The 25,434-nt window shown below is 68.1% G+C and carries 17 protein-coding genes; 10 read left to right on the top strand and 7 right to left on the bottom strand.

The window, feature by feature from the left end:
* Positions 1 to 77: 77 nt before the first annotated feature.
* The 8 genes from zipA to pbpC all read left to right on the top strand — a co-directional run bounded on the left by zipA (position 78) and on the right by pbpC (position 17,332).
* Positions 78 to 830: a cell division protein ZipA gene (gene zipA / locus E2F49_RS04915; protein WP_133392838.1), complete on the top strand. Its 753-nt coding sequence runs from the start codon at positions 78 to 80 to the stop codon at positions 828 to 830.
* 10 nt (positions 831 to 840) lie between these two features.
* Positions 841 to 1,002 carry a VOC family protein gene (locus tag E2F49_RS16710; RefSeq protein ID WP_279487116.1) on the top strand — a complete coding sequence of 54 codons (162 nt, stop codon included), beginning with the start codon at positions 841 to 843 and terminating at the stop codon, positions 1,000 to 1,002.
* A gap of 338 nt (positions 1,003 to 1,340) precedes the next feature.
* Positions 1,341 to 3,845, top strand: coding sequence for an NAD-dependent DNA ligase LigA (ligA, locus tag E2F49_RS04905; RefSeq protein ID WP_133392837.1), 2,505 nt, complete (start codon positions 1,341 to 1,343; stop codon positions 3,843 to 3,845).
* A complete protein-coding gene (epmA, locus tag E2F49_RS04900; protein ID WP_133392836.1) occupies positions 3,842 to 4,816 on the top strand; it encodes an EF-P lysine aminoacylase EpmA in 975 nt (324 codons plus the stop codon). Before ligA ends, epmA begins: the two co-directional genes overlap by 4 nt.
* 968 nt (positions 4,817 to 5,784) lie before the next feature.
* The gene (gene mtnA, locus E2F49_RS04890) at positions 5,785 to 6,846 is read left to right on the top strand and encodes an S-methyl-5-thioribose-1-phosphate isomerase (protein WP_133392834.1); all 1,062 of its coding nucleotides are present in this window, start codon (positions 5,785 to 5,787) and stop codon (positions 6,844 to 6,846) included.
* Between the two features lie 246 nt (positions 6,847 to 7,092).
* The gene (gene gyrA, locus E2F49_RS04885) at positions 7,093 to 9,789 is read left to right on the top strand and encodes a DNA gyrase subunit A (protein WP_133392833.1); all 2,697 of its coding nucleotides are present in this window, start codon (positions 7,093 to 7,095) and stop codon (positions 9,787 to 9,789) included.
* Between the two features lie 124 nt (positions 9,790 to 9,913).
* Positions 9,914 to 14,839 carry an alpha-2-macroglobulin family protein gene (locus tag E2F49_RS04880; protein ID WP_133392832.1) on the top strand — a complete coding sequence of 1,642 codons (4,926 nt, stop codon included), beginning with the start codon at positions 9,914 to 9,916 and terminating at the stop codon, positions 14,837 to 14,839.
* Positions 14,840 to 14,938: 99 nt separating this feature from the next.
* The gene (gene pbpC / locus E2F49_RS04875) at positions 14,939 to 17,332 is read left to right on the top strand and encodes a penicillin-binding protein 1C (protein WP_133393461.1); all 2,394 of its coding nucleotides are present in this window, start codon (positions 14,939 to 14,941) and stop codon (positions 17,330 to 17,332) included.
* A 177-nt stretch (positions 17,333 to 17,509) separates the two neighbouring features.
* On the opposite strand, the gene E2F49_RS04870 is transcribed toward pbpC, so the two are convergent.
* The gene (locus E2F49_RS04870) at positions 17,510 to 17,989 is read right to left on the bottom strand and encodes a peroxiredoxin (protein WP_133392831.1); all 480 of its coding nucleotides are present in this window, start codon (positions 17,987 to 17,989) and stop codon (positions 17,510 to 17,512) included.
* 137 nt (positions 17,990 to 18,126) lie between these two features.
* On the opposite strand from E2F49_RS04870, the gene E2F49_RS04865 reads away from it, so the two are divergent.
* Both E2F49_RS04865 and E2F49_RS04860 read left to right on the top strand, forming a co-directional pair.
* Positions 18,127 to 18,627, top strand: a complete 501-nt coding sequence (locus E2F49_RS04865) for an Hsp20/alpha crystallin family protein (protein ID WP_055248530.1) — start codon at positions 18,127 to 18,129, stop codon at positions 18,625 to 18,627.
* A gap of 139 nt (positions 18,628 to 18,766) precedes the next feature.
* A complete protein-coding gene (locus tag E2F49_RS04860) occupies positions 18,767 to 19,672 on the top strand; it encodes a DnaJ C-terminal domain-containing protein (RefSeq protein WP_055249857.1) in 906 nt (301 codons plus the stop codon).
* A 165-nt stretch (positions 19,673 to 19,837) separates the two neighbouring features.
* On the opposite strand, the gene pilH is transcribed toward E2F49_RS04860, so the two are convergent.
* The 6 genes from pilH to sucB all read right to left on the bottom strand — a co-directional run bounded on the left by pilH (position 19,838) and on the right by sucB (position 25,392).
* Positions 19,838 to 20,221 (bottom strand): twitching motility response regulator PilH, encoded by a 384-nt coding sequence (gene pilH / locus E2F49_RS04855; protein ID WP_133392830.1) that lies wholly within the window; start codon positions 20,219 to 20,221, stop codon positions 19,838 to 19,840.
* A 66-nt stretch (positions 20,222 to 20,287) separates the two neighbouring features.
* Entirely contained in the window at positions 20,288 to 21,280 is a 993-nt protein-coding gene (locus E2F49_RS04850; RefSeq protein ID WP_133392829.1) for a YhdH/YhfP family quinone oxidoreductase, read from the bottom strand.
* Positions 21,281 to 21,299: 19 nt separating this feature from the next.
* Entirely contained in the window at positions 21,300 to 21,593 is a 294-nt protein-coding gene (locus E2F49_RS04845; RefSeq protein WP_133392828.1) for a GIY-YIG nuclease family protein, read from the bottom strand.
* Positions 21,594 to 21,868: 275 nt separating this feature from the next.
* Positions 21,869 to 22,462 carry an LOG family protein gene (locus E2F49_RS04840; protein WP_133392827.1) on the bottom strand — a complete coding sequence of 198 codons (594 nt, stop codon included), beginning with the start codon at positions 22,460 to 22,462 and terminating at the stop codon, positions 21,869 to 21,871.
* A 139-nt stretch (positions 22,463 to 22,601) separates the two neighbouring features.
* On the bottom strand, positions 22,602 to 24,038 hold the full coding sequence (gene lpdA, locus E2F49_RS04835) for a dihydrolipoyl dehydrogenase (protein ID WP_133392826.1): 1,437 nt from the start codon (positions 24,036 to 24,038) through the stop codon (positions 22,602 to 22,604).
* Positions 24,039 to 24,156: 118 nt separating this feature from the next.
* Positions 24,157 to 25,392, bottom strand: coding sequence for a dihydrolipoyllysine-residue succinyltransferase (sucB, locus tag E2F49_RS04830; protein WP_133392825.1), 1,236 nt, complete (start codon positions 25,390 to 25,392; stop codon positions 24,157 to 24,159).
* Between the last annotated feature and the right edge of the window lie 42 nt (positions 25,393 to 25,434).

Here is a 25,434-nt window from a genome sequence, read left to right as displayed (position 1 = left end):
GGCAACCCCGCGCGGTCCTCATGCCCACGTGCACATCGCGTGCGCATAATGAACGACCCTGAAGGAGAGCTGCGCGAATGACCGACGAGTGGATGTTGCGGATCGGGATCTTCGTGGCCGGCGGTCTGCTGATGATCGCCATGTGGTATTTCGGCACCCGGCCGCGCAACGGCCAGGGACGTCGCGTCGTCAGCAACGACGAGCGCGAGCAGCGTCTGGAGCCCACGCTCGGCGCGCAGCTGGAACAGGATCTCGGCGAAGCGGGCGTTCCGCGCGCCGAAGGCGATACCGATGCCGTGCAGGCCGAGATGGACCTGCTCGACCAGACCGTCGGCGCCGTCTCGCCGAACAGCGAACTGGGCAAGCGCAACACAGACGACTTCGACAAGATCGTCACCCTGTATATCGCCGCGCGTGCCGGCAACGTGCTGCGCGGCCCGGATATCGTCGTCGCCGCCGAGAAGACCGGTCTGACCTACGGCCACATGAACGTCTTCCACCGTCTCGTCGACGGGCACCCCGAGCGCGGCCCGATCTTCAGTGTCGCCAACATCCGCAGTCCCGGCAGCTTCGACATGGGCGAGATCCAGACCCTCGAAACGCCGGCGATCGCGTTCTTCCTGACCCTGCCGGCGCCGGTCCGCGCTCTCGATGCCTGGGACGCGATGTTGCCCACCGCCGAACGCATGGCTGAACTGCTCGACGGCGTGCTGCTGGACGAACAGCGCAACGCGCTGGGCCGCCAGCGCATCGCCGGCCTGCGCGACGAACTGCGCAGCTGGGACCGCGAGCATGAAGTCCCGCCGGTGACGCGCAGCCCGCGCTGGTGACACCGGCGCGATGTCGATCATCGGCATCAGCCATCTGACCTTCGTCGTCCACGACCTCGACCGCAGCGCCCGGCTGCTGGTCGAAGGTCTGGGCGCGCGCGAGGTCTACGACAGCGGTGCGGACGTGCACTCGCTGTCGCCCTGGAAGGTCTTTGTGGCGGACGGCGTGTGAGCCGCACTGACAGCGGCGCGCTCGAAGCGCGGCTGGAGCTCTGTTACGCGGCCCGAGAGCGAACCGGCTGAGTCTCGCGTACGCACGATCGATTCAACGACGTCACGGACCTGCGCCTTCCCCCGTCCACGGGGGAAGGATGGGATGGGGGCGAACGGTCCGGCCGCGGCACGGCGACATCTCGGGCGAAATCTCTGGCGACATCGCGGCGTATCGGTTTCCGACGCGTGTGATGGCGTGTCCCCGCCCAATCCTCCCGTGCAAGCCGGGGAAGGCCAGGTCGACGAGCGGCGCGCGCGTGAGCCGCGCGACGACCCCGCCGCCCTACAATTCGACGCATGTCCAAGCCATCTCCCGCCAACCGCGTCGCCGAGCTGCGTGCGCGGATCGAAGACGCCAACCACCGCTACTACGTGCTCGACGATCCATCGATCCCGGACGCCGACTACGACGCGCTGATGCGCGAGCTCGAAGCGCTGGAAGCCGCGCATCCCGACCTCGCCAGCGACGACTCGCCGACGCGGACCGTGGGCGCGCGACCGGACGGCGGCTTTCCCGAGGTCCGCCACGTCATTCCGATGCTGTCGCTGGCCAACGCCTTCGAGACCGCGGATGTGGCCGAGGACGCCGACGACCGCGCACGCTACGCCGAGGTCGCCGATTTCGAACGCCGTATCGAACAGAAGCTCGACATCGCTGCGCCGGTGTTTTCGGTCGAACCGAAGCTCGACGGTCTGGCGATCAGCCTGCGCTACGAGGACGGCGTGTTCGTGCAGGGCGCGACCCGCGGCGACGGCGCCACGGGCGAGAACGTCACCGCGAACCTGCGCCAGGTGCGCGCGGTGCCGCTGAAGCTGCGCGACACCGGCACGCCGCCGCCGGCGGTGCTGGAAGTGCGCGGCGAGATCTACATGCCGCGCAAGGCCTTCGAGGCCTGGAACGCGAAGGCGCTCGACAACAACGAAAAGCTGCTGGCCAATCCGCGCAACGGGGCGGCTGGTTCGTTGCGCCAGCTCGATCCCGCGGTCACGCGCCGTCGTCCGCTGGCCTTCTTCGCATACTCGATCGGCGAGGTGCGCGGGCTGGAGCTGCCGGAAACACATTCGCAGACGCTGGCGATGCTGCGCGACTTCGGGTTTCCCATCGCGCCCGAAGTCGACACCGCGACCGGCTTCGACGGCCTGATCGCGTATTTCCGGCGCATCGGCAAGGCCCGCGACGCGCTGCCTTACGACATCGACGGCGTGGTCTACAAGCTCGACGACTACGACCAGCAGGCAACGATGGGCTTCGTGTCCCGTGCGCCGCGCTGGGCGCTTGCGCACAAGTTTCCGGCGCAGGAACAGTCCACCGTGCTGCGCGCGATCGAAGTGCAGGTGGGCCGCACCGGCGCGATCACCCCGGTTGCGCGACTCGAGCCGGTACAGGTCGCGGGCGTCACGGTCACCAATGCCACGTTGCACAACGAGGACCAGATCCGACGGCTCGATGCGCGTGAGGGCGACACGGTGATCGTGCGCCGCGCCGGCGACGTGATTCCCGAAATCGTGCGCGTGATCGAAGCGGAGCGTCCCGCCGGCACCGTCGAATGGACCATGCCGGCGACGTGCCCGGTCTGCGGGTCCGGACTGGTGCGCGAGGAGGGTGCGTCGGCCTGGCGCTGCACCGGTGGGCTGACCTGTCCGGCGCAACGCAAGGAGGCCGTGCGCCACTTCGCGTCGCGTCGCGCGATGGACATCGAGGGCCTGGGCGACAAGCAGGCCGAGGCGCTGGTCGAGTTCGGCTTCGTGCATTCGCCGGCCGATCTCTTCGCGCTGACGGTCGAAGACCTCGTGCGCATGAAGACCGCGCTCGATGCCGCGACCGCGGCCGACTTCGCGCAGGCGGTTGCCGACAGCAAGGGTGCGCTGACGCTCGACGCCAAGGGTGAGACCGTGCTCGCGCAAGAAATGCCCGCGTGGAAGGACGCCGCATTCCTGCGCGCGCATCTGGCCGTCGATACGAGCGGCAAGCTGGCGACCAAATGGGCCGAGAACCTCGTGGCCGGCATCGATGCCAGCCGCACCACCACCTTGCCGCGCTTTCTGTTCGCGCTGGGCATTCCGCATCTGGGCGAGACGACTGCGAAATCCCTGGCGCAGTGGCTGGGCACGCTCGACTTCGTCCGCACCACGCCGGCGGTCCTGCTGCAGGCGCTGCCCGACATTGGCGGCGAAGTCGCGCGTTCGATCGCGACCTTCTTCGAGCAGCCGGGCAACGTCGAGGTCGTCGACGCCTTGCTCGCGGCCGGTATCACGTTCACAGACGAGGCGCCGCCGTCGGCCGCGCTGCGCGAGCGGCTGGGCCTGGCGCATCTGCTGGTCGCGCTGCCGGTCGACAAGCTCGGCGGCAAGAGCGCCGAGCGCCTGGCCGAGACCTACGGCACGCTCGATGCGCTGCTTCGTGCGAACGCCAGCGGCTGGACCGGCGCCGGGCTCTCGACGGCCGGTGCCGACAATCTCTCCGCCTATCTGGCGGACCGCGAAGCACTGCAGCAACTGCGCGATACGGACGCGGCAATGCGCCGCTTGCTCGACGCCGCGCCCGCGACGGTCGCCAAGGCCAGCGGGCCGCTCGATGGCAAGACCGTCGTGCTGACCGGCAGCCTGGAGGCGATGACGCGCGACGAGGCCGGCGAACAACTCGAGGCGCTGGGCGCGAAGATCGCCGGCAGCGTGTCGAAGAAAACGTCGCTGGTTGTCGCCGGTGAGGCGGCCGGCTCCAAGCTCGCCAAGGCGCAGGAACTCGGCGTCGAGGTCTGGGACGAAGCGCAGCTGCTGGCGTTTCTGGCGAAGCACGCGTGACCGCACACGCACCGTCCGCGACCTTCGACACGCTGCGGCTGCGGGCGCGACTCAACGCGACCGTGCGCGCCTTCTTCGCCGAGCGCGGCGTCGTCGAAGTCGAAACGCCGATGCTGTCGCAGGCCGGCAATACCGATCCCAATGTCGCCAGCTTCAGCACGCAGTTCAGCGGCCACGTCTCGGCGGGGTCGCGCACGCGCTGGTTGCGCACCTCGCCCGAGTTCCCGCTCAAGCGCCTGCTCGCCGCGGGTTTCGGCGACTGCTACGAACTCGGCCGCGTGTTCCGCGACGGCGAGGCCGGCGGCCGACACAACCCCGAATTCACGATGCTGGAGTGGTATCGCGTGGGCTGGGACCAGTTCCAGCTCGCCGACGAGACCGTTGCGCTGGTGCAGGGCGCACTGGCGCTGGTGGAACGCCGCGCCGATGTCGTGCAGATGAGCTATCGCGCGCTCTATCTCGACACGCTCGGTCTCGATCCGGTGACCGCCACCGATGCCGAACTGCAGGCCGCGCTCGGCGATGTCCGGATCGATCCGGAAGGGCTCGGCCGCGACGACTGGCTGGACCTGCTGATGACCCATCGCATCCAGCCGGCGAACCCCGACGACCGCATCCTCGTGGTCCAGGACTATCCGGCTTCGCAATGCATGCTCGCGCGTGTGGTCGAGCGCGACGGCGTGCCGGTGGCCGAGCGCTACGAGCTGTATCTCGGTGCGCTGGAACTGGCCAACGGCTACCACGAGCTCGCCGACGGCGCGGAGCAGCGCGCCCGCTTCGAGCGCGACCATGCGGTCCGACGTTCGCGTGGCGCTGATCTGCCGGTGATCGACGAAGCCTTGCTCGATGCGCTGGATATGGGATTTCCGGACTGCGCCGGCGTCGCGCTGGGCGTGGACCGGTTGATGATGGCGATGCTGGGGACGGGGCGGATCGCGGATGTGGTCGCGTTCGATTTCGGGCGGGCGTAGTCGCTCGCGCGGTTCCGGCAGCTCATCAAAACGCATCGTCGTCATGCCTGCGGCTCTCAACAGAGGCATGTCTGTTAACGCGGGCACCCATTTCGATCCGGCTTCAGGCCTGGCTTTGGCTTGACTCTAGCTCTGGCTTGGCTTGGCTCGGCTTCACGCCTTTGATTTCAATCGAGCCGTAGAGCGAGCAGAGCATCGCAGGACGACGGGGTCGTAGAGCAGCCCATGTCTGAGCGCAGCGAGTTTGGGCTGCGTGCCCCGTCGGCCGAGAAGCGCAGGGGACCGATGCGGCTTCATCGCATCGGATCGCGTCCGGCGAAGGCGGTTTGACTCACGCCTTCGGCGTTCGCCCTTCGGGCCGGCTTCGCCGTTCGCCAGCGCATACGCGCTGTCGTGCTTCCTTTTGACAAGACAAAAGGAAGCCGCGCGCGAAGCGTGCGGAAGCCTTGGGTTTGATCTTGATCCTGCTTTTTCAAAGCTTTCAAAGCGAAGAGCAAATGCCAACGCAAGTGCACGGCTTTCGCCCGCTGCGCGTGCGAGTTTCTTTTGGCGGGACCCAAAAGAAACCAAAAGGTCCCTTCGCCGGACGCGATCCGCCGCATGAAGCCGCGGCGGTCTCCTGCGCGCTTCGCCTGCCGCGGCACGCAGCCCAAACTCGCTGCGCTCAGACATGGGCTGCTCTACGGCCGCGCCAGACTCCAGTGCTCGGCCCGCTTTACGGCTCGCAGGTCAAAGTCAAAGGCCGAAGCCGAAGCCGAAGCCGAAGCCAAGCCGAAGCCAAGCCAAGCCAAGCCAAGCCAGAGCCAGAGCCAGAGCCAGAGCCGCAAGACAAACCCTGCATCCAAGAATTCCCGCTTTCGCGCGAAGGACGGCGACCCGGTGCGTTGGAAACGCTCCCTGCTGGTCCAGATCCACAACGAACCAGTCCTGCCGACAGCAATCCAACCGCCTCGATTTACAATGTCCCCATGAACGCATCCCCCCTCGATTTCGACCGCTACGACCACATCCGCCCGATCCTCTGGACCGGCGACACGCTCGAACTGCTGGACCAGCGCAAGTTGCCGTTCGTGGTCGAGCACGTCACCTGCACGACCAGCGACGAAGTCGCCGAAGCGATCCATGCGCTGACCGTGCGCGGCGCGCCGGCGATCGGTATCGCGGCGGCGTGGGGCGCGGTGCTCGGCGCGCGCGAGATCGAAGCGGAGAATGGTGAAGCGGCGCTGATGAAGCTCGAGCCCGCGTTGCAGCGGCTCAACGCGGCGCGGCCGACCGCGGTGAACCTCGCCTGGGCGCTGGCGCGCATGCGCCGGGTGCTGGCGACCTCGGGCGCGGACTGGCGCGAGGTGCTGGCGCGCGAGGCGCAGGCGATCGCGGAAGAAGACCTGGCCGCGAACCGGCACATGGGTGCGCTGGGTGCGGACCTGATCGCGCCGGGCAGCGGCGTCATGACCCATTGTAATACCGGCTCGCTGGCCACGGCCGGCTTCGGCACCGCACTGGGCGTGATCCGCGCAGGCATGGCGCAGGGCCGCATCGGCAAGGTCTTCGCCGGCGAAACGCGTCCCTGGCTGCAGGGCGCGCGGCTGACGGTGTGGGAGCTGCAGCAGGATGGCATCGACGCGACGCTGATCGCCGACGCCGCGGCCGCGCATCTGATGAAGACCGGCGCGGTGCAGTGGATCGTCGTCGGCGCCGACCGCATCTGCGCCAACGGCGACACCGCCAACAAGATCGGCACCTACCAGCTCGCGATCGCCGCGCGCCACCACGGGGTGAAGTTCATGGTCGTCGCGCCGTCGTCGACCGTCGACATGGACACGCCGTCGGGCGATCTGATCGAGATCGAGCAGCGAGATCCGGGCGAACTGTTCGGCGTCGGCGGCAGCCGCACCGTGGCCGAAGGCATCCAGGCCTGGAATCCGGTATTCGACGTGACGCCGGGCGAGCTCATCGACGCGATCGTGACCCAGCAGGGCGTCGTCGAACGCCCGACCACGGCCTCGATGCGGGCGCTGTTCAACGCCTGAACCGCGCGCACGCGGCGCTGTCGACGGACGCTTGCGCCCGGTATTGCGCGGATCGGGCGAAAATCGGGCCGCGGAATGCGCGCAAGTCCTTGTTTTGACGTTGGAAAGCCGCCCGTCGAGGGCGGCTTTCGTGCTATGATTTCCTGTCGTTTTGATCGCGTTGCCGGCGGCCGGTACGCGCCGCGCCGGTACCCTGTGTCCGGCGCCGGAAAACCGGACCGCGCAGACAGGATGCAAACCCTCTAGATGGTCGATTCCGCGAAAGAAATCATCCCCGTCAACCTCGAAGACGAGATGCGCCGCAGCTACCTCGATTACGCCATGAGCGTGATCGTGGGGCGCGCACTTCCCGACGTCCGCGATGGCCTCAAGCCGGTGCATCGCCGCGTGCTGTTCGCGATGAATGAACTGGGCGCGCACAGCAACAAGCCCTACTTCAAGTCGGCGCGTATCGTCGGCGACGTCATCGGTAAGTACCACCCGCACGGCGACCAGTCGGTCTACGACACGCTGGTGCGCATGGCCCAGCCGTTCTCGCTGCGCTACCTGCTGGTGGACGGCCAGGGCAACTTCGGTTCGGTCGACGGCGACTCCGCCGCGGCGATGCGTTACACCGAGGCGCGCATGTCGCGCCTCACGCACGAACTGATGGCCGATATCGACAAGGACACCGTCGATTTCCAGCCCAACTACGACGAGAAGGAACTCGAGCCGTCGGTCATGCCGACGCGCTTCCCGAACCTGCTGGTCAACGGTTCGGCCGGTATCGCGGTCGGCATGGCGACGAACATCCCGCCGCACAATCTCGGTGAAGTGGTCGATGCGCTGATCGCGCTGATCGACAATCCCGAGATCGACATCGACGGCCTGATGGAGTTCATCCCGGGCCCGGATTTCCCCACTGCCGGCATCATCAACGGCGTCGGTGGCATCCACATCGCCTACCGCACCGGCCGTGGCCGTGTGCGCATGCGTGCGCGTGCGGAAGTCGAAGTCGCCGACAACGGCCGCGAGGCGATCGCGGTCACCGAGATTCCCTACCAGGTCAACAAGGCGCGGCTGATCGAGAAGATCGCCGAGCTGGTCAAGGAAAAGAAGCTCGAAGGCATCAGCGAGCTGCGCGACGAGTCCGACAAGGACGGCATGCGCATCTACATCGAGATCAAGCGTGGCGATTCGGCCGAGGTGGTGCTCAACAACCTCTACTCGCAGACGCAGATGGAGTCGGTGTTCGGCATCAACATGGTGGCGATCGTCGAAGGCCGCCCGCAGCTGCTGAACCTCAAGCAGATCCTCGAGGCCTTCGTCCGTCACCGCCGCGAAGTGGTCACGCGCCGGACGATCTTCGAGCTGCGCAAGGCGCGCAACCGCGCCCACATCCTCGAAGGTCTGACGGTCGCGCTCGCCAACATCGACGAGATGATCGAGCTGATCAAGACCTCGGAGAATCCGCAGGTCGCCAAGGAGCGCATGCTCAGCAGGCGCTGGGAAGCCGGCCTGGTGGGCGCGCTGCTCGCGGCCAGCGGTGCGGAAGCCTCGCGTCCGGAAGACCTGCCCGACGGCGTGGGCCTGTCCGAGGGTTTCTACCAGCTGACCGATACCCAGGCGCAGCAGATCCTCGAGATGCGTCTGCACCGCCTGACCGGGCTGGAGCAGGACCGCCTGACCGACGAGTACAAGCAGCTGCTGGAGACGATCCGCGGCCTGATCGAGATCCTCGAGGATCCCGAAGTGCTGCTGGAGGTCATCCGCACCGAGCTGCGCAACGTCAAGGAAGAGTTTGGCGACGAACGCCGCAGCGAGATCCGCGCCAGCGAGGAAGACCTGGACATCCTCGATCTCATCGCGCCCGAGGACGTGGTGGTCACGCTGTCGCACTCGGGCTACGTCAAGCGCCAGCCGGTCAGCGCCTATCGCGCGCAGAAGCGCGGTGGCCGGGGCCGCAACGCGGCGGCGACCAAGGACGAGGATTTCATCGAGCAGCTGTGGCTGGTCAACACCCACGACACGCTGCTGACCTTCACCAGCGCCGGTCGCGTGTTCTGGCTGCCGGTGCACCAGTTGCCCGACGCCGGCCCCACCGCGCGCGGCCGTCCGATCATCAACTGGATTCCGCTGGAAGCCGACGAGAAGGTGCAGGCCGTGGTGCCGGTGCGCGAATACATCGACGGCCAGTACGTGTTCTTCGCCACGCGCGCAGGCACGGTCAAGAAGACCCCGCTGACCGAGTTCGCCTATCGTCTGGCGCGCGGCAAGATCGCGATCCGCCTCGACGAGGGCGATGCGCTGGTCGGCGTCGCGCTGACCGACGGCGACCGCGACGTGCTGCTGTTCGCGTCCAATGGCAAGACCGTGCGTTTCGGCGAGGATCGCGTGCGTTCGATGGGCCGCACCGCCGGTGGCGTGCGCGGCATCCGTCTGGCGAAGGGCGAGCAGGTCGTCAGCCTGATCGTCGCCGAGAGCGCCGGTGGCATCGAGGACGAGTCGGAAGAGAGCGTCGAGGACTTGGTGGTCGAGGCGAATGGCGAAGTCGCGGTCGAAACCGGTGCCGGCGACGACATTCCCTACATCCTCACCGCGACCGAAAACGGCTACGGCAAGCGCACGCCGCTGTCGGAATACCCGCGCAAGGGCCGTGGTACGCAGGGCGTCATCGGCATCCAGACGACCGAACGCAACGGCCCGCTGGTCGGTGCGGTCCTGCTGCGCAACCACGACGAGGTGCTGCTGATCTCCAACGGCGGCACCTTGGTGCGCACGCGCGCGTCGGAAATCGCCCGCGTCGGTCGCAACACCCAGGGCGTCACCCTGATGCGCGTGTCCAAGGACGAGCGTCTGCAGGGCATCGAGCGCGTCGACGGTTCGATCGACGACGCCGACGAGGTGGAGGCGCTGCCGCCGGGCGATGCGCCGGCGACGGACGCACCGACCGCCTCACCCTGATCCAGGGAAAATCGCGACACGCAGAAGGGCCGGCATTGCCGGCCCTTCCGCCGTCCAGACGCCGCATTCCGGACGTGGCCGCGCTCTATACTCGCGGCCATCGCCCAGCAGCGGAGTACAGCGGATGTCCTTCGGAACCCGACGCGCTGCGTGGCGTCTGCACGGTCTTCTCGCCGCGTGTGCGGTGCTGCTGCTCGTCCTGGGCCTGCCGGCCTGCGAGCGCGACAGCGCTGGGCAGACGCCGGGCGTCAGCGGTGAGGCCATCCGGACCAAGCGCGAGACGATCGAAGGTTTCGGGCTGGTCCGCGCCTTTCCCGACCAGCGCGACGGCGCGCTGTCGCTGGCGCTGGAGTTCTCCGAAAGTCTGGTGGGTACCCAGGATTTCGACGCACTGGTGACCTTCACCGACGGTTCGGCGCGTGAGGGCAGTTGGACGCTCGACGACGACGGCAAGGTCCTGCGCTTCCCGCACGTCGAGGCCAACCGCGATTACACGGTGCGGATTTCCGGCAAGCTTGCCTCGGCTGGTGGCGACACGCTGGGCGCGGACATCGAACGCAAGGTGTTCACCGGCGAGCTCGACCCGGTGGTCGGCTTCGCCTCGCAGGGCAGCGTGCTGCCGGCAAAGGAATCGCGCGGTCTGCCGATCGTGTCGATCAACGTCGACGAGGTGGACGTCGAGTTCCTGCGCGTCGACGACGAATCGCTCCCGGCCTTCCTGACCCAGTACCAGCGGGGCGGACGCCGCGGCAGCTGGGAACTCGACAACCGCTGGGGCGAGAACACGCCGCTGTCGAAGCTCGCCAGGCCGGTCTACGTCAACCGCTTCGCGATCGACGGCGCGCGCAACGAGCGCGTGCTGACCTACCTGCCGCTGCAGGACATCCGCGAGTTGCAGCAGCCGGGTCTGTACTTCGCGGTGATGAAGCAGGCTGGCGCATTCGCGGACCAGTACGAAACCGCGTTCTTCACCGTCAGCGACATCGGCCTGCACGCGCGCGCATACGGCGAGAAGCTGTTCGTGCACACCGCGTCGCTGCAGTCCGGCGCACCGATCGGGAATGCGGAACTGCGCGTGCTCGATGCCAAGGGCGCGCCGGTATACCGCGCCAGCACCGACGCCAAGGGCAACGCGATGCTGGACTACACGCTGGACGCCGGCCACGTGCTCGTGGCCAGTCGTGCCAGCGACATCTCGCTGCTGCCCTTCAACCAGCCGGCGCTGGACCTGTCGGAGTTCGCGGTCAGCGGCCGCGAGCAGGCGTGGTTCGACGTGTTCGCCTGGTCGGGCCGCGATCTGTACCGCCCCGGCGAAACCGTGCGCGTGTCGGCGCTGCTGCGCGACCAGGACGGGCGCCCGGTCGCACAGAAAGAGGGTCGGTCGCAGGCCCTGTTCGCGCGTCTGCGCCAGCCCGACGGCAAGACCTTCTTCGAGACGCGCGTCGAGCCGGGCGAGGGCGGCTACTTCCGTTTCGAGCGCGAGATTCCGGTCGATGCGCCGACGGGCAGCTGGCGCGTCGAGTTCCGCACCGATCCCGCCGCGCGCGAAGCCGTGCAGGGCATGACGCTGCGCATCGAGGAGTTCCTGCCCGAACGCATGAAGCTCGACCTCGACGCACAGGCGGTGCTGCGCCCGGGCGAGCCGCTGAAGCTGCAGGCCACCGGCGCCTACCTCTACGGCGCGCCGGCCAGCGGCAACCGCTTCACCGCGCGACTGGCGCTGGCGGTCGAGCGTTCGCCGGTCGAGGGCCTGCCGGGCTTCGTGTTCGGCGACGCGACGGTCGATCTGCCGCGCGAGGCCAGGGACGTCGCCGATGACAGCTTCGACGCGCAGGGCCGTTTCTCCGTCGACATTCCGTTGCCCGAGGAAGCGAAGCCGACGACGCCGATCGCCGCGATCGTGTCCGGCAGCCTGTACGAGACCGGCGGTCGCAACGTCAACCGCACGCTCAAGCGCGTGCTGTGGCCGGCCGATGCGCTGGTCGGCGTGCGCCCGCTGTTCGAGCCGGACGACGGCGCGGATCCCAACAGCAACGCCCGCTTCGAGCTGGTGCGCGTCGGCGCCGACGGCAAGCCGCGTCCGCAGGCCGGCCTCAAGGTCTCGCTGATCCGCGAGCATCGCGATTACCACTGGCGCAACGACGACGCCGGCTGGCGCTACGAGTTCACCCGCCGCTTCGAGACCGTCGAGACGCGCACGCTCGATGCCGGCAGCGATGCCACGCGCTTCGATTTCCCGGTGGAATGGGGCGAGTACCGCATCGACGTCGAGGACCCGGCGACGAAGCTGATCTCTCGTTATCCCTTCCGCGCCGGCTGGAGCTGGGACGACGGCAACCGCGGGCTCGATGCACGCCCTGACAAGGTCAAGGTCGCGCTCGACAAGGCGGGCTACCGCGCCGGCGACACGATGCGTGTCACGGTCACGCCGCCGCACCCGGGCAAGGGCCTGCTGATGGTCGAAAGCGACCGCATGCTCTACCTGCACGAGATCGACGCCAAGCCGGGCAGCACCTTCGACATCCCGGTCACCGAAGACTGGGAGCGTCACGACGTCTACGTGACCGCGCTGGTATTCCGCGGCGGCAGCACGACCAGCACGGTCACGCCGGCGCGCGCGGTCGGCGTGGCGCATGTGCCGATGGAGCGACGCGAGCGTCGCGTCGCGGTCGGCATCAAGGCACCCGAACTGGTCCGTCCGGAAGGCCCCATGCGGGTCACCGTGGCCGCGCCCGACCTCGCGGGCCAGGAGGCCTGGGTCACCGTGTCGGCGGTCGATGTGGGCATCCTCAACATCACCCGGTTCCCGGTGCCCGATGCGTGGAAGCACTTCTTCGCGCAGCGTCGTTTCGGCGTGGACGCCTACGATCTCTACGGCCGCGTGATCGAGAGTTTCGAAGGCGGCACCGCGCGCCTGCGCTTCGGTGGCGATGCGCCGCTGGCCGCGCTGCCGCAGGCGCGGCGACCGACTGCGCGCGTGCAGACCGTCGACCTGTTCGCCGGTCCGGTGAAGCTCGACGCGCGTGGCACCGCGCGCGTCCCGCTGCAGCTGCCTGATTTCAACGGCACCCTGCGCGTGTCGGCACTGGTCTGGTCGGCCGACCGCTACGGCAGCCACGATGTCGAGACCGTGGTGCGTGCACCGCTGGTCGCCGAGGCCAGCATGCCGCGCGTCATGGCGCCGGGCGACCGCAGCACGGTGACGCTGGACCTGAGCAACTTCAGCGGGCGTGCCGGCGCCTTCGACGTGCGCGTCGAGGGCATCGGCCCGCTGTCGGTCGAGGACGGTGCACGCAAGGTGCAGCTGTCCGTCGACGGCAAGACCACGCTGAGCTTCCCGCTGGTCGCGCAGGAAGGCTACTCGGTCGCCAAGGTGCGCGTGCGCGTGGACGGCGCCGGGGTCAAGGTCGACCGCAGCTACGACCTGCCGGTGCGCGCGGCGTGGCCGGCCGTGTTGCGGTCGAGCACGCGTGTGCTCGATGGCGCGACGCCGGTGACGCTCGACACCGGCCTGATGGACGGCCTGATGGCGGGTTCGGTCAACGCGCGCTTCACCGTCAGCGCGCTGCCGCCGATCCCGTTCGCGTCCGCGATCGACGGGGCGCTGTCGTATCCCTACGGGTGTGCCGAGCAGACCACCAGCCGCGGCTACGCGGCCCTGCAGCTCGACGATGCCACGGTGTCGATGCTGGGCATCCGGGGCGTGGATGCAGCGAAGCGGCGGCAGTTCGTCGAAGCCGCATTCGGCCGCCTGGCCTCGATGCAGGTCGGCACCGGGCACTTCTCGATGTGGGGCAGCGACGGCTACGTCAACCCGATGCTGACCCCGTACATCGTCGAGTTCCTGCTCGATGCGCGCGACGCGGGCTTCGCCGTGCCCGACGCGGTGCTGCAGAAATCGCTCGAGCGCCTGGGCGAGGACCTGCTGTCGGGCGGCAACGAGTTCTACGGTCAGAACGAGCGCGACCACCTGCGCTTCGCCTACCGCGCCTACGCCGGCTACGTGCTCGCGCGCGTGAACCGCGCGCCGCTCGGCACCCTGCGGGCGATGTGGGACAACGAGCGTGGCACGTCCCGCACCGGACTGCCGCTGGTGCACCTGGGTCTTGCCCTGTCGCTGCAGGGTGACAAGACCCGCGGCGAGCGCGCGGTGCAGGCCGGCTTCGATTTCCGCGGCGATCGCCCGGGCTATCTGTGGGACTACGGCACGCCGCTGCGCGATGCCTCGCTGATGATCGCGCTGACCCACGAACGCGGCATCGCCAAGCCGGCGTTCGATGCCCGCGCGGTCGACATCGGCCGCGAGGTCGACGTGCGCCGCAATCGCGGCTGGATGTACCTGAGCACGCAGGAGCAGATCGCACTCGCGCGTCTGGGGCGTGCGCTGTCGTCCGACCAGCGCAAGCGCGTCGGTGGCACGCTGCGCGAAGGCGGGGTCGACGAGGCGGTGCCGGCCGCCACGCTCGTCGGCCGCGCTTATGACGAGGCCGGCCTGCGCCGCGGCGTGCGCTTCACCCCGAAGGGCGAACCGCCGATGTACGCCAGCATCGATGTCGCCGGCGTGCCGCGCACCGCGCCGGCCGCGGACGCCAGCGTGCTCAAGGTCGAGCGCAGGCTCTACGCCACCGACGGCAAGCCGTGGACGCCGGGGCCGCTGAAGGAGGGCGAGGCGCTGATCGTCTCGGTCTCCGTCGTCGCCGATCGCGACATGCCCGACGCGCTGCTGACCGACCTGCTGCCGGCCGGTCTGGAGGTCGAAAACTTCAATCTGTCCGATGCCAAGCAGTGGGCGGACGTCGTCGTCGACGGCATCCAGATCACCGAGCGCGGCAGCGCGGCGACGGTGCAGCACGAGGAGTACCGCGACGACCGCTACGTCGCCGCGCTCAAGCTCGACAGCGGCCGCGCCGCGCGGGTGTTCTACCTCGTGCGCGCGGTCAGCCCGGGCAGCTACACCGCACCGCCGCCGCTGGTCGAGGACATGTATCGCCCGCAGCTGCGTGGCGTGGGCACCTCGGTGCCGGCGCGGATCACCGTGGTGCAGCCCTGAAGGGCATGCGCCGGATCGGCATCGATGCGGACATGACGGGGCGGCGACCGGTCTCCATCGTCATGTCCGCGTAGCCGGTCTCCCCGCGTGTTCGAACACCTGGGAAGGCAGGACGATCGTGCAACGTCCGCTTCGCGATTGCGGCAGACCTGGAAGCGACTTGCGCCCTGGCTGCGCTGGAGCACGGTCGCCGTGCTACTGACCCTGCTCGCGCTCGACCTCGCATTTCCACCGCAGCTTCCGGCGCGCGCCGACACCAGCGCGGTGGTCGTCGCGCGCGACGGCACACCGCTGCGCGCGTTCGCCGATGCCGATGGCGTGTGGCGGCATCCGGCGACGCCACAGAGCGTGTCGCCGCTGTACCTGCAGGCGCTGCTGGGCTACGAGGATCGCTGGTTCCGGCGCCATCCGGGGATCAACCCGCCGGCGATGGCGCGGGCCGCATGGCAGTGGCTGCGCGGTGGCCGCATCGTGTCTGGCGGGTCGACGCTGACGATGCAGGTCGCGCGTATCCTCGATCCGCAGCCACGTGGCCGCACGCTGCATGGCAAGCTCGTGCAGATGCTGCGGGCGCTGCAGCTCGAAGTGCATCTGTCGAAGGACGAGATCCTGACGCTGTACCTGGAACGTGCGCCGTTCGGCGGCACCATTGAGGGTGTCGAGGCGGCGAGCTGGGCCTATCTCGGCAAGCCGGCCGCGCAGCTGTCGCATGCGGAAGGCGCATTGCTCGCGGTGCTGCCGCAGGCGCCGAGCCGGCTGCGGCCCGATCGGGAACCGGAGGCCGCGCGCGCGGCACGCGACAAGGTGCTCGACCGGATGGCCACGCTCGGAGTCTGGTCGCGTGCCGACGTCGACGACGCCAAAGTCGAGGCGGTGGTCGCGCGCAGCCTGCGCGCACCGCTGCACGCGGCGCTGCTCGCGCAGCGCCTGCGCGAGCAGGCGCCGCAGGCCTCGCGCATCACGTCGACGATCGACATCGATCTGCAACGCGTGCTCGAACACCGCGTCGCCAGCTACTTCTCGCAACTGCCCGAGCGCACCTCGGCCGCGCTGCTGGTCGTCGACAACGCCACGCTGGAAGCGCGCGCCTACGTCGGTTCGGTCGCGTTCGGCGATCGCGCGCGGCTCGGCCATGTCGACATGGTCCGTGCGTGGCGCTCGCCCGGTTCCACGCTCAAGCCGTTTCTCTACGGAATCGCGCTCGACGACGGCCTGATCCACTCGGGCAGCCTGCTGGTCGACGCGCCGCAGTCCTTCGACGGCTATCGGCCCGGCAACTTCGACGCGGCCTTCAACGGACCGGTCGGCGCGGACGACGCGCTGCGACTCTCGCTCAATGTGCCGGCCGTCGATCTGCTCGATCGTGTCGGACCTGCGCGCTTCGCGGCGCGGCTCGACAACGCCGGCGTCACCTTGCGGTTTCCGCGTGGCGCCGTGCCGAACCTCTCGTTGATCCTCGGCGGCACCGGCGCGACGCTCGAGCAGCTCGTCGGCGCGCACGCGGCCCTGCATCGCGAGGGCGTCGCCGGGCGCGTGCGCCTGACGCCGGATGCGCCACTGGTCGAGCGGCGGTTGATGTCACCCGGCGCGGCCTGGATCGTGCGCGAGATCCTCGAGTCCAATCCGCGCCCCGGCGAACGCGCCGACACCTTCGACACCGGCACGCGCCCGCGCGTGGCGTGGAAGACCGGGACCAGTTACGGGTATCGCGATGCGTGGGCGATCGGCGGCACACGGCGCTTTACGGTCGGCGTCTGGGTGGGGCGGCCCGATGGCACGCCGCTGCCCGGCCAGTACGGCGCGGTCACCGCGCTGCCGCTGCTGTTCGAAACCGTCGACAGCTTGCCGCGCGAGCGCGGCGACGCGGTGCGATCACCGCCGCCGCGCAACGTGCGCGAAGTCGCCATCTGCTGGCCGCTGGGCACCGGGGTAGACGACCAGGCCGCGTCGCTGTGCCAACGCCGCCGCACCGCCTGGACGCTGGACGGCAACGTGCCGCCGACCTTCGCCGAACGCGACGCGGGGCGCTGGGGCAGCGGGCGGGTGCGCTTCGATGTGGATGTGACCAGCGGGTTGCGGTTGTCGGCCGACTGCACGGCACCTCACGTCCGCCAGTCGCGCGAGATCGCACGCTGGCCCGCGCTCGCGTCGCCGTGGTTGCCGGCCGCGGCGCGCCAGGCATCGCGGCTGCCGGCCCTGTCGCCGGATTGCGCGCCGGACGGACGCGACACCGCCGACGCGCTGCACATTGAAGGACTGGCGCCGGGCACGCTGCTCGCCCGTCCACCCAACAGCCCGCACGGCGTGCGCCTGCAGCTGCGTGCACTGGGCAGCGACGGCCGGGTGCAGTGGCTGCTCGACGGCCGCTGGATCGGTGACACGCGCGGCACGCAATGGTTGCGGCACGAGTTCGACACGCCGGGTGCCCATGCACTGACCGCACTGGCGGATGACGGCGCGTGGCGGCGTGTGGAGTTCCGGGTGGGGGAGTGAGGCTTCGGACGCGAAAGCTCCGGCGCTTACAGACCGTCATCCCAGCGACTTTCAACGGACGCATGTCTGTTCAAGCTGGGATCCATTTCGATCTTGATCTCAGACTTTCAGAGCAAATTCAATATGGGCCCCAGCCTCCGCTGGGGCGACGATTCCTTGTTACGGGGTTGCCGTCGATCAACCCAGATTCGCCAACACATTCTCCGCCGACGACACCTTGTATTCGCCCGGCGCCTCGACGAACAGCTGCTTGACCACGCCATCCTCGGCATACAGCGCGAAGCGCTTCGCGCGCAGGCCCATGCCGTAGGCGCTGGCGTCCATCTCCAGTCCCATGGCCTTGACGAAATCGCCGTTGCCGTCGGAAATCATCTGCAGACCGTCCGGCACGCCGACGCTTTCACCCCAGGCCTGCATCACGAAGGGGTCGTTGACGGCGATGCAGACCACGTCGATGCCCTGCTTGCGGAAGGTTTCGAAGGCCTCGACGAAGCCGGGCAGGTGCCGCTCCGAACAGGTCGGCGTGAACGCGCCGGGCACCGCGAACAGCACCACCTTCTTGCCGCTGAAGAGCGTCGGCGTGTCGATGACGCGCACGCCATCGTGGATGTGCTTGAGCGTGACTTCGGGGATGGCGTCGCCGATCTGGATGGTCATGGGGGCAGTCCGGGGAGGGTGAACGGCAGTCTAGCCGCTCGTGGCGTGACGTCGCGGCGATGCTTGAAAGCCCTGCGCCGACACCCAGATCGGGGACATCGCGGCCGCACGCGCCGCCCCCGAATCGGAGTTCCACCATGCGACACGACACCTTCCGCGCCGTCGCGCGCCAGCCCGGCCGCGGCACCCGTCACGCGCTCCACGACGAGATGCGCCAGTTCCTGCAGCAGTTCGTGCAGACCGATACCGACGCGTCTTCGGTCGTCACCAGCGAGTGGACGCCGCGCGTCGACATCCGCGAAGAGCGCACGCGTTTCGTCATCCTCGCCGACCTGCCCGGCATCGACCCGGCAGATGTCGAGGTGTGGATGGACAAGGGTGTGCTGAGCCTCAAGGGCGAGCGCGCGGCCGCCGGTGCCGATGCGGACGGCGAGGGCGCCGAGGTGCGCTTCTCGCGCGTCGAGCGCAGCACCGGTCGCTTCCATCGCCGCTTCACGCTGCCCGACAGTGCGGACGCCGATGCGATCACCGCCAGCGGACACCACGGCGTGCTCGAGATCAGCATCCCCAAGCGCGCCGAAACCACGCCGCGACGCATCCAGGTCGGCGCGACGCCGGCGGCCGGTACGCGCCAGTAAGTCCCGCACCGCGGGCGCACGCCGCGCCCGCGGTTTCTCACGACGCGACGGCGGCCTGCGGGTATCCTGCGGGCCGTCGCCGCGCGTGTCGTTTTCCAGAGTTCCTTTCCGGCCGCGCGCCCTTACCGGACAGATGCAGATGCAGTTCAAGGACTACTACGGAATTCTCGGTGTCGAGCCGAACGCCGGCGATGCGGAGATCAAGACCGCGTACCGCCGCCTGGCGCGCAAGTACCACCCGGACGTGAGCAAGGAGCCGGGTGCCGAAGACGCCTTCAAGTCGGTCAACGAGGCCTACGAGGCGTTGCGCGACCCGGAGAAGCGCAAGGCCTACGACAGCCTGCGCGCGCGCGGTTATCGTCCCGGTGACGACGTGCAGCCGCAGGCGGGGGGCTACGGCGGCGGCCCGGGCGGCGTCGACTTCGACGAGATATTCGCCGGCGGCGGCGCCGGTGGCGGCTTCAGCGACTTCTTCGAGCAGATGTTCGGCCGGCGCGCCGGTGGCGGCTATGGTGGCGCGCAGCCTGGCCGTGGCGGCCCGCAACCGCGTGGCGACACGCGCGCGCGGCTGGCGGTGAACCTGGAGACGATTTATCGCGGCGACAGCGTGCGCGTGCCGGTGATGGGCAAGACGTTCGAGGTCAAGATTCCGCGCGGCATCAAGCCTGGGCAGGTCGTGCGCCTGCCGCGACAGGGCCAGCACGGCGGCGATCTGTTGCTCGAGATCGAATATGCCGCGCATCCGGACTTCGAAGTCGACGGCCGCAACATCATCCACACACTTCCGATCGCGCCCTGGGATGCGGCCCTCGGTGCCACGCTGAGCGTGGCGACGCTGGGTGGCCCGGTGGAACTCAAGATTCCCGCCAGTTCCGAAGCCGGTCGCAAGCTGCGGCTGCGCGGACGGGGTCTGCCGGGCACCGGCGGTGCGCCGGACGGCGACCAGATCGTCGAGCTGGAGATCCAGGCGCCGGTCGCCCACGACATGAAGCAGGTCGCGGCCTACGAGGCGTTGCGGGATGCGTTCGTGGTGGAGAAAAAGTAACGGCGCTCAGTCAGGCCGGAACCGTCATCCCAGCGAAAGCTGGGATCCATTTTGATCTTGCGATTGGCGTGTAACGGCGAAGTCAGAATGGGCCACAGTCTGACCAGACATCCGTCTGTTGAAAGCCGTTGGGGCGACGAGCGGGAGGTCCGACCCCTGCAGCGCTCACGCCGCAGGTGTAGGCTCGCCACCGATCGTCTTGAGGATCGCGTCCGACAGTTCCACTTCGCTGAAGGGCTTGGTGAGATAGGCCTTCGCGCCCTGGCGCATGCCCCAGACGCGGTCCGTGTCCTGGTCCTTGGTAGTCACCAGGATCACCGGAATGTGCGCGGTGGTCGGCTCGCGCGTGATCGAGCGCGTGGCCTGGAAGCCGTTGAGGTTGGGCATCACCACATCCATCAGGATCAGGTCCGGCAGCTCGCGCTTGGCCGCCTCGACACCGGCCTGGCCGTCTTCGGCGGTCAGTGCCTCATGGCCGAGCTTTTCGACGATGCGCCGGATGCCCATCAGCTGGGACGGCGAGTCGTCCACGATCAGGATGCGTGCCATCGATTCCCCCTCGATATGACTTCGCGATTCTAGCGGCGCATTCAGGCGTCGCAAGCACGCCCGACATCAAAGCGTGACGAGCGTCCGTCCAAGCGAGCCGCCCGTCAGCATCGTGTCGAACGTGGCGGGCAATTCCGACAGCGCCACCTCGCGCTTGCAGATCGCATCGAGATGACGCGGCTTCCAGTCGCTGGCGAGGTGCTGCCAGACCTGCTCGCGGATGTCGCGCGCGGTGCCGGCCGACGCCACGCCCAGCAGCGAGACGCCGCGGATGATGAAAGGCATGACCGTGGCACCGAGATCGGCACTCGCCGCGAGACCGGCGCTGGCGACGTTGCCGTAGGGCGTGGTCTGCGCGAGCAGGCTGACCAGCATCGGCCCGCCGACGTTATCGAGGCCGCCGCCGAAGCGCGCCGATTCCATCGGGCGGGTGGTGGCCAGCGCATCGCGGCCCAGCACTTCACTGGCGCCGATCGACTTGAGGTAGTCCGCATGCTCGGCCTTGCCGCTGATCGCGTGCACCTCGAAACCGGCGCTGCTGAAGATGTCGACCGCGAGCGAGCCCACGCCGCCGGTCGCACCGGTGACCGCGAGCGGCCCGAGTTCGGGGACCTGCCGGTTCTCGTGCATGCGCAACAGCGCCAGCGCGGCAGTAAAGCCGGCGGTGCCGAGAATCATGCTCTCGCGCAGCGTGAGGCCCTGCGGCAGCGGAATCGCCCACCGCGATTCGATGCGCGCGTACTGCGAATAACCGCCATCGCGTGTTTCCGACAGGCCGCTGCCGGTGACCAGAACCGCATCACCCTCCTTGAACTTCGCATCGCGCGATGCGACGACGTGGCCGGCGACGTCGATGCCGCCGACCAGCGGGAAGCGCCGCAGGATCTTCCCCTTGCCGGTCCCCGCGAGCGCGTCCTTGAAGTTCACCGACGAATGCGCGACCCGGATGTCGACTTCGCCATCGGCGAGGTCGTTGATCACGATCTGTTCGATGCCGCTGCGATAGCTGGCGTCGTCGTTGTGGATGCGGAAGGCGTCGAACTGTGCGGGCAGGGACATCCGTGGAACCTCGGTGGTATCAGACGAGGTCAGGATACAGGTCGTGCCAGTGGGGGTTGGTGGATTCCACGAGCTGGATCTTCCAAAGGCGCTGCCAGGCCTTCAGACGCTTCTCGCGGGTGATCGCGGCCTCCATCGTATCGTGGGTTTCGAACCAGACGAGGTGGTGGATGCGGTGCTGCGATGTAAAGCCGGGTGCGAGATGGTTGCGGTGCTGCCATATTCGCTGCACGAGATCGGAGGTCACCCCGATGTAGAGCGTGCCGCGCGGGGCGCTGGCGAGAATGTAGGTGCAGGGGAGGCGGTCGCGCATTTCGGCGCCCGGTGTTCCGACGCGGCAATCGTGCCGGTGGCGGAGCAGGGGCGCTGTCAGCGAACTTCGCCGCAGAAGGTCACGCGAAGATCAAAATGGGCCCCAGCTTTCGCTGGGGTGACGGGGCGGAGGAAAGCCTCGACACCTGGCACCGTCATCCCAGCGAAAGCTGGGATCCATTTTCGCAAGGAATCCGATCCAAGCGACGTAGCAACGCGGGAAGAGCGCAAGCCACTTCACAAACGTACGAGCTTCACGCCACCACCACCATTACCTCACTTCATCACACTCCGCCGCTTCTCATCGATCCACTTACTCGCTTGCGCCGGCTCGTACGCCCGCATCCACGCCAGCATCTCGTCGATATCACTGCCGTACCACAGGTCGGCGCGCTGGTCGGGGTGCAGGAAGCGCTCTTCGACCATGCGGTCGATCATGCCGATCAGCGGGGCGTAGAACCCGTCGATGTCGAGAAACGCGCAGGGCTTGTTGCCGATGCCGAGCTGGCGCCAGGTCAGCATCTCGAAGATCTCCTCCATCGTGCCGAAGCCGCCGGGCAGGGCGACGAAGCCGTCGGACAGTTCGAACATGCGCATCTTGCGCGCGTGCATCGAATCGACGATCTCCAGTTCGGTCAGGCCGCGGTGCGCGACTTCCCAGTCGGCGAGCTGCTGCGGGATCACGCCGGTGACTTGGCCGCCGGCATCGAGCACGGCATTGGCGACGGTGCCCATCAGGCCGACGTTGCCGCCGCCGTAGACCAGACGCAGGCCGTCCTTCGCGAGACGGTCGCCCAGCGCGGTCGCGCGATCGGCGTAGACGGGCTTGCTGCCGGCATTGGAGCCGCAGTAGACGCAGATGCTTTTCATGAGAAGCCGTGATTAGTGATTGGTGATTGGTGGTTCGAAAAAGCAGACGCCGGGCATGGCCCGGCGTCCGATGTGTGCGAGAGGTGCAGGACGGCGCTCTTACGAATCACCCATCACAAATCACCAATCACAGCCAACGTCAGTTCGCCTTGTGGATCGCGCGCTTGTCGACCGCCATTGCCGCATCGTGCACCACTTCCGACAGCGACGGATGCGCGTGGCAGATGCGGGCGAGGTCGTCGGCCGAGCCGCTGAACTCCATCGTCAGCACGCCCTCGTGCACCAGCTCCGACACGTTGGCGCCGACCAGATGCATGCCCAGCACGCGGTCGGTCTCGGCATGCGCGAGCACCTTGACGAAGCCGGCCGGCTCGCTCATCGCCACCGCACGGCCGTTTGCCGCGAACGGGAAGCTGCCGGCCTTGTACGGAATGCCCTCGGCCTTGAGCTGCTGCTCGGTCTTGCCGACCCAAGCGAGTTCCGGCTCTGTGTAGATGACCCACGGAATCGTGTCGAAGTTGACGTGGCCCGGCAGGCCGGCGATCAGCTCGGCCACGGCCACGCCTTCCTCGAAGCCCTTGTGCGCAAGCATCGGGCCGCGCACGCAGTCGCCGATCGCCCAGACGCCATCGACGCCGGTGTGGCAGTGCGCGTCGACTTCGATCTGGCCGCGGTCGGTCAGCTTGACGCCCGAATCGTCGGCCAGCAGGCCCTTGCTCGCGGCCTTGCGACCCACGGCGACCAGCAGCTTGTCGACGGTGAGCGTCTGCTCGCCGCTGCCGTCGGTGTAGCTGACGACGACTTCCTTCTTCTTGCCCTTGCCGGTCACTTCGGTCTTGGAGACCTTGGCGCCCAGCTTGATGTCGAGGCCCTGCTTCTTGAATTCCTTGAGCGCGGCCTTGGCGGCTTCGGCGTCGGCGGCGGCCAGGAAGTCCGGCAGCGCCTCGAGGATCGTGACCTCGCTGCCGAGACGCTTCCACACGCTGCCCAGTTCAAGGCCGATCACGCCCGCGCCGATGACCGCCAGGCGCTTGGGCACTTCGGTGAAGTCCAGTGCGCCGACGTTGTCGACGATGGTGTCGCCGTCGAACTTCGCGAACGGCAGTTCGATCGAATCCGAACCGGCAGCGATGATGACGTTGGTGCCGGTCAGCTCGACCTCCGAGCCGTCGTGCTGCTTGACCTTGACGAGGCGGTCGGCGTGCAGCGTGGCGAAGCCGTAGTAGGCCGCGACCTTGTTCGCCTTGAACAGCATCGCGATGCCGCCGGTGAACTGCTTCACGATCTTGTCCTTTCGGCCGACCATCGCTTCGACGTCGATCTTCGCGTCTTTGAAGCTGATGCCGTGGTCGCCGAAGATGTGGCCCATGTTCCAGAACTGGCGCGAGGAATCGAGCAGCGCCTTCGACGGAATGCAGCCCACGCGCAGGCAGGTGCCACCGAGGGCCGGCTTGCCGTCCTTGCCCAGCGCGGCGTCGATGCAGGCGACGGTCTTGCCGAGCTGCGCGGCGCGGATGGCGGCGTGGTAGCCGGCCGGGCCGGCACCGATGACGACGACGTCGAATTGTTCAGCCATGGGGAATTCCTTCTTCAATGCCTGCCCGCGGGAGCAGGTGCCGTTGCGGCGAATGGGGGAGCGTGGCGCACGCGGCGCCACATGCGCAGACCCCCTCCGTGGAGGGGGTCGCGACGCATCACATGCCCAGCAGCATGCGGTGCGGGTTTTCGAGCTGGTTCTTGATGTCGACCAGGAACAGCACCGCTTCCTTGCCGTCGATGATGCGGTGGTCGTAGGACAGCGCCAGGTACATCATCGGCGCGGCGATCACCTGGCCGTTCTCGACGATCGCGCGTTCCTTGATGGCGTGCATGCCCAGGATCGCCGACTGCGGCGGGTTGACGATCGGCGTCGACATCAGCGAGCCGAAGGTGCCGCCGTTGGTGATCGTGAACGTGCCGCCCTGCAGATCGTCCAGGCCCAGCTTGCCGTCGCGCGCCTTCTTGGCGTAGTCGGCGATGCCCTGCTCGATCTCGGCGAAGGACTGGCGCTCGACGTTGCGCAGCACCGGCGTCACCAGACCGCGATCGGTCGAGATGGCGACCGAGATGTCGGCGTAGCCGTGGTAGATGATGTCGGTGCCGTCGACCGAGGCATTGATCACCGGGTACTTGGCCAGCGCGTTGGCGGCGGCCTTGGCGAAGAAGCTCATGAAGCCGAGCTTGATGCCGTGGTCCTTCTGGAACTGTTCGCCCAGTTCCTTGCGCAGCGCCATCACCTTGCCCAGGTTGACCTCATTGAACGAGGTCAGCATCGCGATCGATTCCTTCGACTGCATCAAACGCGCCGCAATGGTCTTGCGGATGCGGGTCATCGGCACGCGTTCTTCCGGACGTGCACCGCCCGACACGCCCTGGGTCTTGCCCGAGGCGTAGTTGATCAGGTCTTCCTTGGTCACCGCGCCGCGGCGGCCGGTGCCTTCGACCTGCGAGGCGTCGATGCCCTTGGTCTCAGCGGTGAAGCGCGCGCCCGGCGGCAGGCCGTCGTTCTTGCCCGAGGACTGCGGCTTGGTCGAGGCCGGCGCCTTGTCGTCGGCCTGCTTGGCCTCGGCCTTCGGCTGCACTTCCTCGGCACCGGCGGCCGGTGCTTCCTTGCCCTTGGCGCCCGATTCGGCGGCCGGCGCTTCGGCGGCCGCGCCTTCCTCGATGATCGCGATGACCTGCTGGCTGTTGACGGTTGCGCCTTCCTCGAACTTGATCTCCTTGATCACGCCGTCGACGGTCGACGGCACTTCGAGGACGACCTTGTCGGTCTCCAGGTCGACGATGTTCTCGTCGCGCTTGACCGCATCGCCGGCCTTCTTGTGCCAGGTGGCGATGGTCGCGTCGGAGACGGATTCGGGCAGGACCGGGACTTTGATTTCAGTGGCCATGTGGCTTCCTGGAAAAGCGTTGAATGTGGGGAATGGGTGAGC

The sequence above is a fragment of the Luteimonas terrae genome (assembly GCF_004358165.1).
In the GTDB taxonomy this organism is placed as follows: Bacteria; Pseudomonadota; Gammaproteobacteria; order Xanthomonadales; family Xanthomonadaceae; genus Luteimonas; species Luteimonas terrae.
The sequence above is the reverse complement of the archived record's forward strand: the minus strand, read 5'-3'. Positions and strand labels throughout refer to the sequence as shown.

Coding starts and splice junctions, on each gene's coding strand:
- E2F49_RS04845 (WP_133392828.1), bottom strand. CDS start 21,593: ATGCGCGACCGCCTCCCCTGCACCTACATTCTCGCCAGCGCCCCGCGC.
- E2F49_RS04850 (WP_133392829.1), bottom strand. CDS start 21,280: ATGTCCCTGCCCGCACAGTTCGACGCCTTCCGCATCCACAACGACGAC.
- E2F49_RS04880 (WP_133392832.1), top strand. CDS start 9,914: ATGTCCTTCGGAACCCGACGCGCTGCGTGGCGTCTGCACGGTCTTCTC.
- E2F49_RS16710 (WP_279487116.1), top strand. CDS start 841: ATGTCGATCATCGGCATCAGCCATCTGACCTTCGTCGTCCACGACCTC.
- E2F49_RS04860 (WP_055249857.1), top strand. CDS start 18,767: ATGCAGTTCAAGGACTACTACGGAATTCTCGGTGTCGAGCCGAACGCC.
- ligA (WP_133392837.1), top strand. CDS start 1,341: ATGTCCAAGCCATCTCCCGCCAACCGCGTCGCCGAGCTGCGTGCGCGG.
- gyrA (WP_133392833.1), top strand. CDS start 7,093: ATGGTCGATTCCGCGAAAGAAATCATCCCCGTCAACCTCGAAGACGAG.
- mtnA (WP_133392834.1), top strand. CDS start 5,785: ATGAACGCATCCCCCCTCGATTTCGACCGCTACGACCACATCCGCCCG.
- sucB (WP_133392825.1), bottom strand. CDS start 25,392: ATGGCCACTGAAATCAAAGTCCCGGTCCTGCCCGAATCCGTCTCCGAC.
- pilH (WP_133392830.1), bottom strand. CDS start 20,221: ATGGCACGCATCCTGATCGTGGACGACTCGCCGTCCCAGCTGATGGGC.
- lpdA (WP_133392826.1), bottom strand. CDS start 24,038: ATGGCTGAACAATTCGACGTCGTCGTCATCGGTGCCGGCCCGGCCGGC.
- zipA (WP_133392838.1), top strand. CDS start 78: ATGACCGACGAGTGGATGTTGCGGATCGGGATCTTCGTGGCCGGCGGT.
- E2F49_RS04865 (WP_055248530.1), top strand. CDS start 18,127: ATGCGACACGACACCTTCCGCGCCGTCGCGCGCCAGCCCGGCCGCGGC.
- E2F49_RS04870 (WP_133392831.1), bottom strand. CDS start 17,989: ATGACCATCCAGATCGGCGACGCCATCCCCGAAGTCACGCTCAAGCAC.
- E2F49_RS04840 (WP_133392827.1), bottom strand. CDS start 22,462: ATGAAAAGCATCTGCGTCTACTGCGGCTCCAATGCCGGCAGCAAGCCC.